Source organism: Lactococcus sp. LG606, assembly GCF_017309645.1.
GTDB lineage: Bacteria > Bacillota > Bacilli > Lactobacillales > Streptococcaceae > Lactococcus > Lactococcus petauri.
In genome coordinates, this window is the sequence record NZ_CP071301.1 from 1,324,249 (window position 1) to 1,340,413 (window position 16,165).

The following is a 16,165-nucleotide window of genomic DNA, read 5'->3' on the forward strand; positions in this document are numbered from 1 at the left end:
TTATTCAAGCTCTAAACTCGGAAAGGACAAAGTTACTTTAAACAAATCTCCATCTATTTCTAAAAGGAAACGTCCCTCATGTGCTTCCACAATCGACTGAGCTATAGCTAGCCCCAAGCCTGAACCTGTTGTGTTCCTCGATAAATCGCCTCTTTTGAAACGCTGCGACAATTCTTGACTATTTTCTCCGAGTTCTTCTCGCGAAATATTTTTAAAGACCAATTCAATTATGCCATTTTCACTTTTATGTCCTGAAATATAAACCCTAGTGTTTTCCATAGAGTATTTCAAGATGTTATGGATTAAATTTTCGAAAACGCGCCACATCTTATCCCCATCCACTAAAGCCAAGAGTTCCTTATCCGTTTGCGTAACAAACTTGAGGGAGGAATCTTCGATTTTCTCAGAAAGTTCAGCCAGTGATTGATCGAGCAATTGCACAAGATCAATTCTACTTTTTTTCAAATCAATATTACCACTGGCCATTTTGGAAACCTCAAAAAGATCATCGATGAGAACTTTTAAACGCTTTGATTTTTGATCGATAACTGCAACATACTTATTCTTTTCTTCTTGGGACAGATCGGCATTCCGCAATAAATCAACAGAAGTAATGATTGAAGTCAAAGGTGTTCTTAAATCATGAGAAACATTTGTAATGAGCTCGGTCTTCAAGCGCTCACTTTTTACTTGTTGACTTTTGGAAGTTTTCACTTCCTCATTGATGGTTTTGAGATTTTCAGAAACTCTACGAAAAACTGTTTTCCCTTTGGGCTTGACGTTTAAGACTTCCGCATTTTTTCCTTGAGCAATCTCCTCAATAATTTTCACAGTCTGATTAAACATGACCAAACGCCGCAGCAGATAAATCGAAATCAACAAAAGATAAATCACAAGCACAAACAAGTAAAGAATAATTCCTTGTCCTCCCCACATCATTGTCAGCAGGAAACCAACTACTACTGCACCCATGCTCCAGAAAATGAACCAGGCTTTTGACCCTGTTGAAAAATTATCCGCAGCATCTTTTAAGAGTCTTATACTTCTGGCCAGATAGGTTTGTTGCCAATTTTCACGCTCCTGTGCTTTATGATAAATTCCCCAACTCACAATTGCAAACAGATAGAGAACTAAGAATGCCCAACAGAATTTTTGTAGCAATGGAAGGAAGCTCCATGTAAGGCTAGCCTCACGTGTAAGTAACAAATAAAGGAGGGAAAGAATCGTAGCAAGGAAAATCTGCCCATCAAGCGCTATTTTATCCCAAGATTGAACTTTTTCCAGAAGTATATCTTCTCCTTTTTTCGTTTTCTTCCAATAAACAAGGAAGGCTGCAAAACTCAAAATACTCATACAAAGAAGCCCAATGGTTAGATTTTTCATTTCAGTAAAGCTTTTAACAGATGCTCTTTGGTTGAAGTTGCTATTTTTTAATATAATAATTTGACCATCAAAGCGATTTTGACCCTCAAAATTAATTTGACTGATATTGCCCTTGAATAAAGTTTTTGCTGTAGCAAAGGTTTTATTGTCAGACAGATTGTCTAGATATTTCCCCGAGTTAATTTCAGTCACTTGATAATGAATATCTGAGGAAAGCTCTTTATATTGTGGCATCCAATCTGTTTTTTGTTGCGCAATAAGTTCTTTCTTATGCTCCTTTACCTTCTCTGTGACGTATTTGTCATCTGTGAAAAACTTTTCTACTTCATTTAACTTTTTATTTTGTTGGTCCTCAAGTTTCTTGATTGCAGTTTTGTCACCAGCTGCTTTCGCATCCTTGAGTCGTTCAAGAAAGACAGGATCTTCTTTAATCACACTTACTTGCGAATACTTGTCCGGTTGACTCATACGATATTCTTCAATATCTTCTGCTGTTACCTTTATCGGTAGATTTGGATTTACCTGAGTATTGATCAGTGCTTCTTCTAAAGTTGCAACCTCTTGTTTGAAGTATTTCGACTGAAAATAGTCGTTAAAAATGTATTGTTCAGCATTCAAGGCTGTAAAAACTAAACTGTTCACTCCCAAAAGTAGCAAAGCTAGTCCAATACTCACAGCGAATTTATTTTTCCATTTTGTAGCCAATGCCCCACACCACCTTTAAATATTTTGGATTTTTTGGATTTACTTCTATTTTTTCACGGATTTTTCTTATATGTACAGCTACAGTATTTTCAGCATTAAATCCCGGCTCTTGCCAAACACGTTCATAGATTTCCTTAATAGAGAAAACTTTTCCAGCATTATAAGCCAATAATTCTGTAATTTTGAATTCTGTGGGTGTTAATTTTATCAGTTCCCCGTCTACTCGTACTTCCTTACCGTCTTGATCAATAGTCAAGCCATGAAGCTGGATGGTACTTTCTGCTTTTTCATAGCTCCCTAAGGAGGTATATCTGCGTAGCTGTGACTTGACACGAGCGATTAATTCTAAAGGATTAAAGGGCTTTGTCAGATAATCATCCGCCCCAATTTGTAGGCCCAAAATTTTATCTGTATCTTCACTTTTAGCACTCAGCATCAGAATAGGAATCTGTTGTGATTGGCGTATCTTAAAAGTGGCTGCGATACCATCGAGCTTGGGCATCATGATATCCATAATAATTAAATGAACTTCTTCGTTATCAAGAATTTCCAGTGCTTCAACACCATCCTTTGCCTGAATCCCATGTATCCCCTCATTTTTTAGATAAAGTGCAATCGCTTCACGTATCTCTTTTTCATCATCCACAATTAGAACGGTATGCTTCATCTTTTCCCTCATTTCTACTTGATGCCCTCAGTATAACAGAAAGTTATTAACAAATTTTAGCTTGATTTCTTAATACTTTCTTAATTTTTTAGTTTAAAAAGCATAAAATAAAAAAGTACGCATTCGAAGTTGTACTTTTTTCCTACTTTCACTGTATAATTTTATCGATCTCTGCCAGCACGGCTTTTTCCCTATTACTGCCTATAACCTTCTTTGCCTTGGCCTTCGCTTGAGCATTAGCATTGGCTACGGCATAAGAATAACCAGCCATTTGCAACATTTCGAGATCATTATTGGCGTCTCCAAAAGCCGCTAAATGTTGCGGCGAAAGTGCAAGTTCTTGCAAAACTCTCTCAATAGCTGCTCCCTTATTACTGCCCTCAAGGACAATATCCAGATAGATATTCCCACTCGTTACCGCTTTTATTCCTTTTTTAAAACGACTATTCAATCTTGCCGTGACAGAAGCTAATTCTGCTTCCGGGATAATTGTAGCAAATTTAACTACTGTATCATCAGGTAACTTATCAAAAGAGGGGATAAGTTCCAGTTTTTCGTAATATTTATGGGCGAAAGTTTCAAACTCTTCTGAAACACTCTCTAAGGTATAGGCACTCTTGGCACCACACACAACAACAGGAATCTCGAGTTCTTCAAGTAACTTTAGAACTTGACTTACCTCTTTTGCATCAAAACTTGCGACCATTTCCATCTCATCATTGATTGTGATAATCCCACCATTTTCAGAGATAAAAATAATATCTTTCGTATCTGAAAAATAAGACTTTAACTTGAAGTATTGATTGCCACTGGCCACAATGAAGCGGATTCCCTTGGCATTCATTTTCTGTTGGAGAGTAGAGAAGTACTTTTTATCATAAGTCGATTTTTCATCCAAAAAAGTGCCGTCCATATCTGTTGCAATAGCTGTTATCATTTTATTTACTCCTCTGTGTTCTGCATCTATTTTATCAAAATAAAAGTTTTTCTGTTAATTATATTTGCTCCTTCAAGTCAATACAGTTGTTTTCATAAAATAAATTTATTAGAATTTTCAACAGACTGAAAAAGTCAATTTTTAAAATAGAAAGAAAACAAAAAGGAAAAATACTCTTATATGAAACGAACAATACAAATATTGCTCATTTTTTTTACCGCTTTTTTAGGTTTGATGCTCCATTCAAAACATGCATCTGCTGCAGAACTAAGCAACACCAACTTTATCGATAGTCTCAAATTTTCAAATACTAAACTGACACAAGGTCAGACGACTTCTGTCAGAGTTGAGTTCAGCAGCAAGGATAACCTCAAGGTAAAAGCTGGTGACACGATTACTTTCACACTTCCTACCGAGTTACAAGGAATGACAGAAAACGACGGTTCTCCTCGTAAAATTTCTTTAGGTGAATTGGGTGAAGCACTCATATATAAAGACCGTGTCATTGCCACCTTTAATGAAAAAGTTAATCAGCTTGAACATGTCAAAGGCTATTTTAATTTTGGATTACAGGCAACAAGAACTAAAAATCCTAACGATACAAGTATCAAAACAAATTTAAGCACCACTGCAACAGCCCAAGAAATTACAATTCATGGTGACCCTGGAAATACAGGGCAAATAGGAACTCGTCCTTTCTTTTGGAAGAGCGGTGACATGCTAGGCGAAAAAGGAAAAGTCCGCTGGTTTGTTAATGCTAATATGACAAAGGAAGAACTCTCAAGTGATATTGTATTAACTGACACGCATGGACTTGGGCAAAAACTTGATGCACAATCATTTCGCGTTAGTATTGAAAATTATTTAGGAAACTTCCAGATAACCGGCGATGAGTTTGTAGCTAAAGGATACGGTAGCATAGAGATTCTTCCCGATGACTCATTTAGCATTACAATTAAACGCGAACATGCGCGCCTAGCCTCTTTTAGCTTCATGTATAACACAATCATCACTGATAACACTATCAGATCCTTTACTAACACATGCAATGTGAATTACCAACCCTATGGTCAAGAAACGATTCAAGATCAAGGAACTTCCGATGTTGTAAACCTTTTTGCAGATGGTGATGCCAATGGTGAACAAGGAATCAAGGAAGCGACTGAAGAAACACTTGAAAACAACTTTGAAGAGCTTGAAGAAATACCTGCTGTTGAAACAGAGAACGCAAACTCTTCTATAACAGAAAATGAGGCCAATCAAACAGCGGAAAAAAATCAAGTCGATGTACATGTTGCGCCTAGTCAAGAAGTTGTGCAAGACGAATCAGAGCAACTCGAAGAAATACCTGCTGTTGAAACAGAAAATGCAAACTCTTCTATAACAGAAAATGAGGCCAATCAAACAGCGGAAAAAAATCAAGTCGATGTACATGTTGTGCCTAATCAGGAAGTTGTAGAAGACGAATCAGAGCAACTCCAAGAAATACCTGCTGTTGAAACAGAAAATGCAAACTCTTCTATAACAGAAAATGAGGCCAATCAAACAGCAGAAAAGCATCAAGTCGATGTACATGTTGCGCCTAGTCAAGAAGTCATTGTTGATGAATCCAAAAAAGTGGAAGACGTTCAACATCCACAGTTTGAAAAAGTAACCCCCGTGATAACAGAGAAAAATAAAAGCACGAAGACAGACGTAGAGACAACGAGAACAAGTAAGTCAAATAGCCCTGCAATGCCCGCTGGAAATCATTCAGAAAAAGGGAAAAAACAATCTGGTAATACTTTACCAAAAACAGGTGATGACAATGGACTTACCTCTGTCCTTTCTGGATTCGTTCTACTCATTCTCTCATTTGTAGCTTTTTCGCTACGTCGAAATAGACAAGCATAAAATAAAAATGCTCTCGTAAAGCGAGGCATTTTTTCTTTTTTACTCACAATTTCTAAATTCAAAAGATAAATTTTCATCAAAAAAGAGCAGACTTACTAATCTACTCTATTATAATTAATCTTCGCTACCCATAAATTTAGCAGCTACTGCAGCAATTGCCGCACCTACCAATGGTGCCAATAAGTACACCCAATAGTGTGACAATGCCGAACCGCCTGCAAAGACAGCAGGTCCAAAACTACGTGCGGGATTCAATGATCCACCTGTTAAATTCAAAGCTACAATAATCAAGAATGCTAAAGCTAAACCAATAGCAATTGGGGCTAAGCCGGCATTCCCATATTTTTCACTGGTAACCATCAAAATAACAAACACAAATAAGAAGGTAATAATAGCTTCAAATAAGAAAGCTTCTCCAGCTGTAATATTTGGAAAGTCTGTTTGTCCAAAACCATCTTTAGGAAGGTTCAAGGCTTTAATGAAAATTGACAATACTGCAGAAGCAGCAAGTGCACCTACAAATTGTGAAATTACATAAGCAACACCATCTTTAATTGCCAAACGCTTATTAATTACCATAGCAAGGGAAACAGCTGGATTAAAATGTCCACCTGAAACACCTCCTACCGCGCACGCCATAATCGTTACGGCTAAACCAAACGCTAAACCAATGCCTAAGTAACCAATAGCGGTTTCTCCAGTATTAGCAATAGCTACAGTACCTGTACCTAAAAATACAAGAACAAATGTTCCGATAAATTCTGCAAAATATTTTCTCATAAATAAGTTCTTTTCTCAACCACTATTATAACACTCTCTAATATCGTTCAGATAATTTAATGCTTACAGAATAAGAAAATTTCTTTCTTTTTATTCATATTATTAGAATTTGTCTATCTACATTTAATTTTTATCCACAGTAAAATAAATTGTTTTTATCAAGAATATAAAAAAAACAAACCCCAGATTTTCACCCAGGGTTTTGAAAAGAAAGAAGAAATAAATCGCTTCAGTTCCCACTATGATATATCTTAGTTAACATCTTTTTTTCTTCTTAAATTTGTAAGTAAAAGGCTTAGAAAAGCTAAAAGGCTAAAACCAATTACTGTTGGCAGGGTGTTGTCACTTTCCCCTGTTGCAGGAAGAGTTACACTCTTGGCATAAGAAGCTGGCAAGCCATTTGAATATTGACCTCCACTTCCACCAAATGTCACTGGTACAACGGCATTAGATGGGATTTGAAAATGGCTTGGCGCACTCTCGTTACCTGCTGCATCTGTTGCTGTAATATTAAGAACATCCCCTGGTTTCACACTACCAGCTGGTAATGTAATGTGGAAGTGCCCAGAATCATCTGTTTTACCACTGCCAACCACATTACCATTGCCATCCGTAATCGTAACCGTAGAACCTGGTTCTGCAGTTCCACCTACATCATAGCCTCCGTCAGGATTCTTAGTGACGTCCGTAACCTGAGGTGAATCTGGCGCTGTAGTATCCTTTGGATCTGCTGGCGTTTTGCCGGCTGTTGGTGCACTTACATTGCCGGCCGCATCGGTTGCGGTAGCTGTGATATTAGCGTTTGGTCCAACTGAAGCTGGTAAAGTTACGCTGTAGTTGCCAGAACCATCCGCTGTGGCAGAACCAATAATTGTTCCGGTAGAATCTTTGATTTCTACCTTCGCACCTGCTTCGGCCGTACCTGTCACTGTATAGCCATCTGTGGAATTGCCTGTCACATTAGTAATGGTCGGTGCATCAGGTGCTGTCGTATCCGCATCCGCTGGCGTTTTGCCGGCTGTTGGTGCGCTCACATTGCCGGCCGCATCAGTTGCAGTCGCTGTGATATCAGCGTTTGAGCCAACTGAACCCGGTAAAGTTACGCTGTAGTTGCCGGAACCATCTGCTGTGGCAGAACCAATGACTGCGCCAGTCGAATCTTTGATCTCTACTTTCGAACCCGCTTCAGCCATACCAGTGACGACATAGCCATCTGTGGAATTGCCTGTCACATTAGTAATGGTCGGTGCATCAGGTGCTGTAGTATCCGCATCGGCTGGGGTTTTACCGGCTGTTGGTGCGCTCACATTGCCGGCCGCATCGGTTGCGGTCGCTGTGATATCAGCGTTTGGGCCAACTGAACCCGGTAAAGTTACGCTGTAATTGCCAGAACCATCCGCTGTGGCAGAGCCAATGACTGTTCCGGTAGAGTCTTTGATTTCAACCGTAGATCCCGCTTCAGCCGTACCTGTGACAGTGTAGCCATCTGTAGAGTTTCCTGTGATGCCGGTAATTACTGGTGCTTCAGGCGCTGTCGTATCCGCATCGGCTGGCGTTTTGCCGGCTGTTGGTGTACTTACATTACCTGCCGCATCTGTCGCAGTCACTGTAATATCGGCGTTAGCGCCAACTGAACCCGGTAAAGTTACGCTGTAGTTGCCAGAACCATCCGCTGTGGCAGAGCCAATGACTGTTCCGGTAGAGTCTTTGATTTCAACCGTAGATCCCGCTTCAGCCGTACCTGTGACAGTGTAGCCATCTGTAGAGTTACCTGTCACATTAGTAATAGTTGGAGCATCAGGTGCTGTAGTATCCGTATCGGCTGGCGTTTTACCGGGTGTTGGTGCGCTCACATTGCCGGCCGCATCAGTTGCAGTCGCTGTGATATCAGCGTTTGAGCCAACTGAACCCGGTAAAGTTACGCTGTAGTTGCCGGAACCATCTGCTGTGGCAGAACCAATGACTGCGCCAGTGGAATCTTTGATCTCTACTTTCGAACCTGCTTCGGCTGTACCAGTCACTGTATAGCCATCTGTGGAATTGCCTGTGATGCCGGTAATTACTGGTGCATCAGGCGCTGTCGTATCCGCATCAGCTGGGGTTTTACCGGCTGTTGGTACGCTCACATTGCCGGCCGCATCGGTTGCGGTCGCTGTGATATCAGCGTTTGGGCCAACTGATGCCGGTAAAGTTACGCTGTAATTGCCGGAACCATCCGCTGTGGCAGTGCCAATGATTGTTCCGGTAGAATCTTTGATTTCTACTTTCGAATCCGCTTCGGCCGTACCTGTGACAGTGTAACCATCTGTAGAGTTACCTGTGATGCCGGTAATTACTGGTGCATCAGGCGCTGTCGTATCCGCATCCGCTGGCGTTTTACCGGCTGTTGGTGCACTTACATTACCGGCCGCATCGGTTGCGGTCGCTGTGATATCAGCGTTTGGGCCAACTGAGCCCGGCAAAGTTACGCTGTAGTTGCCAGAACCATCCGCTGTGGCAGTGCCAATAACTGCGCCAGTGGAGTCTTTGATTTCTACTTTCGCATCTGCTTCGGCTGTACCAGTCACTGTATAGCCGTCTGTGGAATTGCCTATCACATTAGTAATGGTCGGTGCATCAGGGGCTGTCGTATCCGCATCGGCTGGGGTTTTGCCGGCTGTTGGTACACTTACATTGCCGGCCGTATCTGTCGCGGTGGCATTAATATCAGCATTGGCGCCAACTGATCCGGTTGGCAACGTAATACTATAGTTACCTGAACTATCTGCTAATCCGCTTCCAATTTCTTGACCTGTAGTCGGATTAATAATCTTTACTGTATTTCCTGGGTCAGCTGTTCCTTTTACAACATAACCGGCTTGAGAATTTCCGGTAACAGTTGAAATTACAGGTGGTGTGGGTAATACAGCTAATCCATTCCAGTAAATATTTGAAGAGCTATCTGATCCACTGAAAAGACTCACATCCAAAATATCTGATTGGACAATTGTACCAACAAATTTTGAAGTAACAGTTCCTTGTGTCGTTGATGTCGTAGGTATATTTATCGTTGTTGGTACATTAACCGTCGTACTTCCTAGCAAAGAAACATCCAACAATTGTTGTGTCAAAACACCTGCATCATTTAAAACAGGAGTTAATACACCATCAATAGCCACGGTCAAAGCAGTTTTTATGGGCGCCAGCGTAGTATTAAGAGTCGCAGCTGTTAAGTGTAATGTACCCAAAGGATCGCTTGCTGTAACAGTAACATTGAGGTCATTAACCGCTAATTTTAAGTCTTGCAAGATATTAATCACATTATTAACTAAAATTGGACCCAAACCTTTATCCAAATCAACTATAATCATTGAGCCATCAGGGCTTAGAGTTGCTGCTTGTGACCATGCGCCTTGATCAATGGTCATTACATTGGACAATAAATTCAAATCAGCATAGAGTCGCGAAGTATCAAATTTCAGTCCTGCTGTACTCGTCACTGTGTCAACAATACTTGTTAAACCACTCAACGTATTATTTAATGTTCCCACTAGTCCTGTTATTAGTGGAACTTTAGTCAAATCAACCGAGACATTGGTGCTTCCGGTTGCCTGTCCCGGTGTTATCGTTCCCCGTAGTTCTGGTGGAATAACAATGACTGCATATCGCGTACCAGATAAGACATTCGTAGTTACTGCGGAATTCCCTGAAATTGTAAAGTTTACATTTTGTTGTGACCCTTCTGGATAGGGGTTAGCTAGACTTGAAGTCGTGTTGTTTGAAGAGGTGGTATCCCCAAAGATTTCTACTCCTAATACCGCAGCATTGGCAACGATAGGGTTAGGGAATAGCGTATAAGCCCCAGCTACTACGACACCTGCTAGAAGTACATTTCCTGATATACCGGCTGATAATAAATGTTTTTTTATATATTGACTACTTTTTAAATAATTTTTCCATTTTTCACAATATATCCTCCTATTTTAACAATATTTATTCAACAACCATTTTTTTATTCAACTCCTCCTCTATATCTAGTTTCCCTGAAATAAGTGAAAACAAGCTATTTTATTAGTAAAATCACAAAAATTAGAATATTGTGACTTTTTCCAAAATTACATCATATGAATAATTATAAATTATAAAAATTATTAAATCAAAAAAATGAGCTTGGAAAGTGTACTATTTTTTTATCCTTATGTTACCCCTATTTAAAAAGATGCTCATTTGTAAAAAAAATGATAAAATAAAAGCATATTAAACAATCCTAAGGAGGATTACTATGCCATTTGTACATGTTGAATTAGTTGAAGGACGTAGTGCTGAAGCCAAAAAAGCTTTAGCAAAAGAGATCACAGAGTCTGTGATGAAACATACTGGAGCACCTCGTGAAGCTATTTATGTCATCTATGATGAGATGGCAAAAGATAATTTTTATCCCCACGGTGAACCTAAACAATAAAGAAAAAAGCTTAGAGAGTTTTCTCTAAGCTTTTTCTTTTTCTAGATTTTATTTCTTATGCATCATAATATCTAATATGACAGGATCAGAATTCTGCATTCCGCTAGAAACATAAAGTCCTAAATCACGGATACAGTCATCTACCTCTCCTGAAACAATCCCATTTGTTGCTGGAATAACCACACCTGACTGAGCCAGCTGTACTGCACGATACATTGAGGATACAGAGCTCACTACTTTTAGTGCACAAGAAAAACCTGCACCATCACAAATCATTCCTACTGCGTCACCAATCATGTTCTTAATTGCCATCCCAGCTTTTTCTTCATCCTCTGATTCGAGATAAATTAAACCGGCTGCTGCTCCCATTGCTGCCGAATCTGTAGCACAATAAGCAGAAAGTAAAGGTAAAAATGCATGAATATAAAGAGCTGTAAGATGTGAAAGAGTTAATGCCCTAATAAGTTTTTCTTCACTCACACTCCTATTTTGTGCAAAGACACAAACAGGAACTGTGGCTGTAATTCCTTGATTTCCTGAGCCAGAATTTGTCATTGCTGCATGCTGGCAGCCTCCCATACGTGCATCTGAAGCTGCAGCTGTACAAATAACAATTTGCTCTTCAAGACTGAGATCTGAAAGGCTTCTGTGGTTAAGTAATGCTTTTCCAATCCCCATCCCATAATCATTGCTTAAACCTTCTGAAGCCAAAGTCATGTTTAATTCTTGTGCTTTTATTAAAGGTAAAATATCTTCCAGATTTTGACTAGTTGCAAAATCCCAGATTTCCGCAAAACTGCACTTTTTTAAAAATTCAACACTACTTGATTCTTCATTAGATTGAAGTTTTTCTTTTTTGAAAATCACTTCTTTATTTTTTTGTATCCAGTAAATGGAAGTGTGCCCCCCTGCAATTTTAACTGTAACTGTTTCACACCCTGAAGCTATGCTAACTTCAACGTACAATTTATCTGCTACAGAAGCAACCTCAGCTTTTACTTGGTTTGACCGAGCAAGGCTAATAATTTCTGGAACTATATCTGGCGAGAGTTCAGAAATTACCTTCAAGCCAGCTTCAGCATTTCCTGCTAGGGCACCTGCAGCTGCAGCTACTTCTACTCCAGCTTCTTTCGTTCCAGGAACAATTACAGCCAAGGCATTTTTCATTACATTAGCGGACACCCGTATATTTATTCGATCGATATGGGGATCTTCTAAATATGTGCGGCATACTGCAGCAGCATAGGCCACAGCCACAGGCTCTGTACAACCTGTAGCGGGCTTAACACCTTCTTCTAAAACTTGTAAAAAACTATTTCTAATTTCTTCTGTCAGCATATTGTTCTCTTTTCTTTTTGACTTTTTCATTTTAAATTATAGTTCATATCCCTAATTATCGCAACCGCTTTCTTGGTTTTGTTACCTAGCGGGGTATACTCTTCTTGCATTGCGAAAAGACTTAGGTTAAAATAAAGCCATGAAGATTTTAATTACAGCAGGTGGTACCACTGAGTCCATTGATACCGTCCGCGGTATCACTAATTTCGCGACAGGTAGTTTAGGAAAATTAACTGCTGAAGAATTTTTGACACACGGACATCAGGTTATTTTGTTAGCTGGACGTTTTGCACAGCTACCCTCAAAACAAGAAAATTTAACTGTTATCCCAATTGGCGATACACAAGATTTACTAAATAATGTAGAAAGATTTCTTCCAGCAGTCGATGTTGTTGTCCACAGTATGGCAGTTTCTGATTATCGTCCTGTTTATATGACTGGGGTAGATGACTTGCCACAGCCACTTACAAAAGAACAGCTCATTCATTTCCGCCCTGAAGTACAGAAAAAAATATCCTCAAATTCTGATTACCAAATGATGCTCTTGGAAAAAACACCAAAAGTTATTTCATTTATTAAAAAATGGAAACCTGAAGTTCTTCTTTTTGGCTTTAAACTCCTTTCTGGCGTCAGTGAGGAGCACTTGCTGGAGGTTGCCCAAAGCAAACTCAAAGAAACTTCTGCTGATTTTATTATTGCAAATGATCTAGCTAATATCCAAGGAGAAAACCATCTGGCCTTCTTAGTTAGTGGTTCTGCGGATATTACTCAGCTTCACACTAAACCACAAATTGCTCAAGTAATTGTTAAAAAATCCGAGGAGGCAAATCATGGCTAATATAACTCTTGCTGTTACTGGCAGCATTGCAGCCTACAAAGCTGCAGATATCGTCTCAATGCTCAACAAAAAGAACCATAATGTTACTATTTTGATGACAAAAGCAGCTACACAATTCATTACACCTTTAACTTTGCAAGTTTTATCTAAAAATAAAGTACACCTTGATATTATGGATGAAGAGCATCCCGATGTTGTTAATCATATCGATATCGCAAAACACACTGATATTTTTGTTGTTGCTCCTGCCACAGCGGATACCATAAGTCGTCTTTCTCATGGTGTCGCTTCTGATATTGTAACTTCTGTAGCCCTTGCACTACATCCAAGCAAAACCAAATATATTGCTCCTGCTATGAATACTAATATGTATGCCAATCCTTTAACGATGAAAAATATTGATATTTTAAAATCAATAGGATACAATGTTATACAACCCAAACAATCTCTCTTAGCTTGTGGAGACTTTGGTGAAGGCGCACTCGCAAATATTGATACCATTGTTGATACGCTGGATCAAGCTACTAAAATTGAGGAAATTTAAAAACATGAAAAAATCAAAAGCATCCGATATTGCCATCCTTGCAATCTTTATTGCTATCATGGTTGTCGTGCAAGTTTTGAGCCAAATCGTCTATAGTGTGTGGCCATTGCCTATTGTGCCTACACTCTTGCATATTCCTGTAATCATCGGTTCCATTGTCTTAGGTGCACGGAAAGGTGCTTTCTTAGGACTAGTAATGGGAATTATCAGCGTTATTAATTCCACAATCCTTACTACACCTTTGAGTTATGTGTTTAGCCCACTTCAACCCATTCCTGGTACAAATCATGGTTCCCTCTGGGCTTTAGTGGTTGCTATTGTCCCTCGAATCCTCATTGGTGTATTTCCTTATTTTATCTATAAAGCCATGAAAACACGTACAGGTGCAGGTATTGCTGCTTTTGTAGGTACAGCTACAAATACAGTACTTGTCTTAAGTTTCATTACTTTATTTTTTGGTCAGTACACAGGGATGACTTTCGCAGGGCTTATTCAGCTGATTATTACAAGTAATTCCATTGCTGAAGTTGTTATTGCCGTCATTTTAACAGCAGCGATTGTTCCTTCTTTAGAAAAATCAAGATAAATTACAAAGCAGGCATCACATGGTCTGTTTTTTTTATTTTTTGGAAAATAAAAATGAAAAATGATATAATACATCTGAAACCGAATTCATTTTTGATTAGGATTTAAAATAAACAATAACTAATTGAAGCCTTGAAAACAAAGGCTTTGGAGGATAACAATGTCATACAATGAAATTTACGAACAATGGTTAAATGCTGACTTAACGCCTGACTTGCATAAAGAATTGCTTGCAATGGACGAAAAAACAAAGGAAGATGCATTCTATACATATCTTGAGTTCGGTACAGCTGGTCAACGTGGGCTTTTAGGTGCTGGAACAAACCGTATGAATATTTACACAGTGCGCTTAACAACTGAAGGACTTGCACGTCTGATGGACAGCAAAGGTGATGCAAAAAAACGAGGTGTAGCTATTGCTTATGATAGTCGTCACTTTTCTAAAGAATTTGCTATGGAAACGGCAACGATCCTAGCAGACCATGGTATTCCAAGCTATGTCTATGACAGTCTTCGTCCCACTCCAGCCTTGAGCTTTACAATTCGTGAATTGAATACTCTCACAGGTGTTATGATTACAGCCAGCCACAATCCTGCTCCTTATAACGGCTACAAGGTTTACGGCGAAGACGGTGGTCAAATGCCACCTGAAGATGCTGCAGCTTTGACCGAATATATTCGACAAATTGACGATATTTTCTCTATCACTTTAGGTGATACGGAAAAATATATTGCGGATGGTATGATCAAAATTATCGGTGAAGATATTGATGCAAAATATCTTAAAAATATCGAAACTGTTACAATCAATCATGATTTAATTAACGAATACGGTCGTGATCTTAACATCGTTTACACACCTCTCCACGGGACTGGTGAAATGCTGGGACGTCGAGCTCTTGCCACAGCTGGTTTTGAAAAAATTGCTGTTGTAGAAGAGCAAGCTATCCCCGATCCCGACTTTTCAACTGTAAAATCACCTAACCCAGAAAGTCAAGCAGCTTTTGCTATGTCTGAAGAACTTGGCCGTAAAGTTGGAGCTGACATGTTGGTTGCTACTGACCCAGATGCCGACCGTATCGGTGTCGAAGTCCGCTTACCAGATGGAAGCTACCAACCTTTGACAGGTAACCAAATCGGCGCCGTCTTAGCTAAATATATCCTCGAAGCACATAAAACAGCTGGCACATTACCGGCTAATGCGGCTATGGCTAAATCTATCGTCTCTACTGAGTTAGTCAGTCATATTGCTGAAAGCTATAACGTGAAAATGTTTAATGTACTCACAGGGTTCAAATTCATTGGCGAAAAAATTCATGCTTGGGAAACTACAGGTGAACACACTTACATGTTTGGTTTTGAAGAAAGCTTTGGCTATCTCATCAAGCCTTTTGTCCGTGATAAAGATGCTATCCAAGCAATGCTCCTTATCTGTGAAGTTGCGGCTTACTACCGTTCTTTAGGTAAAACACTCTATGATGGTATTCAAGATATCTATGCTGAATATGGTTTCTTTGTTGAAAAGACACTTTCAGTTACGCTTGAAGGTAGTACTGGGAAAGAACAAATCGCTGAAATCATGGGTAAATTCCGTGACAATGCACCAGAAAAATTTGACGGTCTTGAAATTCTTTTGACTGAAGACTTCAAAGAACTTACTGCAACATCACACAGTGGCAAAGTTGAAAAATTAACAACTCCTCCTTCTGATGTTTTAAAATATCATTTAGAAGATGGTAGCTGGATTGCTGTTCGCCCTTCTGGTACAGAGCCTAAGATAAAATTCTATATGGCTGCTGTAGCAGATACAGAAGCACAAGCACAAAGTAAAATTGATCATTTTGAAAAAGAAATCACAACATTTATCGGATAAATTGTCCTAAAAGCTGTCTGTCACAGACAGCTTTTTTATTTATCACCAACATAATAAAAAACTCAATCTTTTTTAATCTTCAAGCAAGAAAAATAAGCTGCTGCAAACCTTTAAAATAGGTTATTTCAGACTATAGACCTATTGAAAAATAAAGCAATTTCCTGTAAAATGGTAACAGACC

General features: G+C 39.2%; 12 protein-coding genes. 6 read left to right on the forward strand and 6 right to left on the reverse strand.

The genetic code is table 11. From position 1 onward, the window contains the following. The 3 genes from J0J35_RS06565 to J0J35_RS06575 all read right to left on the reverse strand — a co-directional run bounded on the left by J0J35_RS06565 (position 1) and on the right by J0J35_RS06575 (position 3,692). Positions 1 to 2,088: a sensor histidine kinase KdpD gene (locus tag J0J35_RS06565; RefSeq protein WP_206916264.1), complete on the reverse strand. Its 2,088-nt coding sequence runs from the start codon at positions 2,086 to 2,088 to the stop codon at positions 1 to 3. Further along, positions 2,066 to 2,755 (reverse strand): response regulator transcription factor, encoded by a 690-nt coding sequence (locus tag J0J35_RS06570; protein WP_206916265.1) that lies wholly within the window; start codon positions 2,753 to 2,755, stop codon positions 2,066 to 2,068. Before J0J35_RS06570 ends, J0J35_RS06565 begins: the two co-directional genes overlap by 23 nt. A gap of 148 nt (positions 2,756 to 2,903) precedes the next feature. Next, a complete protein-coding gene (locus J0J35_RS06575; RefSeq protein ID WP_206916266.1) occupies positions 2,904 to 3,692 on the reverse strand; it encodes a Cof-type HAD-IIB family hydrolase in 789 nt (262 codons plus the stop codon). Positions 3,693 to 3,872: 180 nt separating this feature from the next. Here J0J35_RS06575 and J0J35_RS06580 point away from each other — a divergent pair, with 180 nt between their 5' ends. After that, positions 3,873 to 5,585 carry a collagen binding domain-containing protein gene (locus J0J35_RS06580; RefSeq protein ID WP_206916268.1) on the forward strand — a complete coding sequence of 571 codons (1,713 nt, stop codon included), beginning with the start codon at positions 3,873 to 3,875 and terminating at the stop codon, positions 5,583 to 5,585. 114 nt (positions 5,586 to 5,699) lie between these two features. Here J0J35_RS06580 and J0J35_RS06585 read toward each other — a convergent pair whose 3' ends face one another. Continuing rightward, a complete protein-coding gene (locus J0J35_RS06585) occupies positions 5,700 to 6,365 on the reverse strand; it encodes an MIP/aquaporin family protein (RefSeq protein WP_019293817.1) in 666 nt (221 codons plus the stop codon). 251 nt (positions 6,366 to 6,616) lie between these two features. Beyond that, a complete protein-coding gene (locus tag J0J35_RS06590; RefSeq protein ID WP_206918189.1) occupies positions 6,617 to 10,318 on the reverse strand; it encodes an Ig-like domain-containing protein in 3,702 nt (1,233 codons plus the stop codon). A 308-nt stretch (positions 10,319 to 10,626) separates the two neighbouring features. On the opposite strand from J0J35_RS06590, the gene J0J35_RS06595 reads away from it, so the two are divergent. Then, on the forward strand, positions 10,627 to 10,806 hold the full coding sequence (locus J0J35_RS06595; RefSeq protein ID WP_014025285.1) for a 2-hydroxymuconate tautomerase: 180 nt from the start codon (positions 10,627 to 10,629) through the stop codon (positions 10,804 to 10,806). Positions 10,807 to 10,854: 48 nt separating this feature from the next. On the opposite strand, the gene J0J35_RS06600 is transcribed toward J0J35_RS06595, so the two are convergent. Beyond that, positions 10,855 to 12,144, reverse strand: coding sequence for a serine dehydratase subunit alpha family protein (locus J0J35_RS06600; RefSeq protein WP_206918190.1), 1,290 nt, complete (start codon positions 12,142 to 12,144; stop codon positions 10,855 to 10,857). A 139-nt stretch (positions 12,145 to 12,283) separates the two neighbouring features. Between J0J35_RS06600 and J0J35_RS06605 the strand changes: the two genes are divergently transcribed. The 4 genes from J0J35_RS06605 (at position 12,284) to J0J35_RS06620 (ending at position 15,984) form a co-directional block, all read left to right on the forward strand. Further along, on the forward strand, positions 12,284 to 12,982 hold the full coding sequence (locus J0J35_RS06605; RefSeq protein ID WP_198494244.1) for a phosphopantothenate--cysteine ligase: 699 nt from the start codon (positions 12,284 to 12,286) through the stop codon (positions 12,980 to 12,982). Next, a complete protein-coding gene (coaC, locus tag J0J35_RS06610; protein WP_206916269.1) occupies positions 12,975 to 13,526 on the forward strand; it encodes a phosphopantothenoylcysteine decarboxylase in 552 nt (183 codons plus the stop codon). Before J0J35_RS06605 ends, coaC begins: the two co-directional genes overlap by 8 nt. Before the next feature lie 4 nt (positions 13,527 to 13,530). Further along, a complete protein-coding gene (locus tag J0J35_RS06615) occupies positions 13,531 to 14,112 on the forward strand; it encodes an ECF transporter S component (protein WP_003134176.1) in 582 nt (193 codons plus the stop codon). 159 nt (positions 14,113 to 14,271) lie between these two features. Next, positions 14,272 to 15,984, forward strand: a complete 1,713-nt coding sequence (locus J0J35_RS06620) for a phospho-sugar mutase (RefSeq protein ID WP_003134178.1) — start codon at positions 14,272 to 14,274, stop codon at positions 15,982 to 15,984. Positions 15,985 to 16,165: the final 181 nt, after the last annotated feature.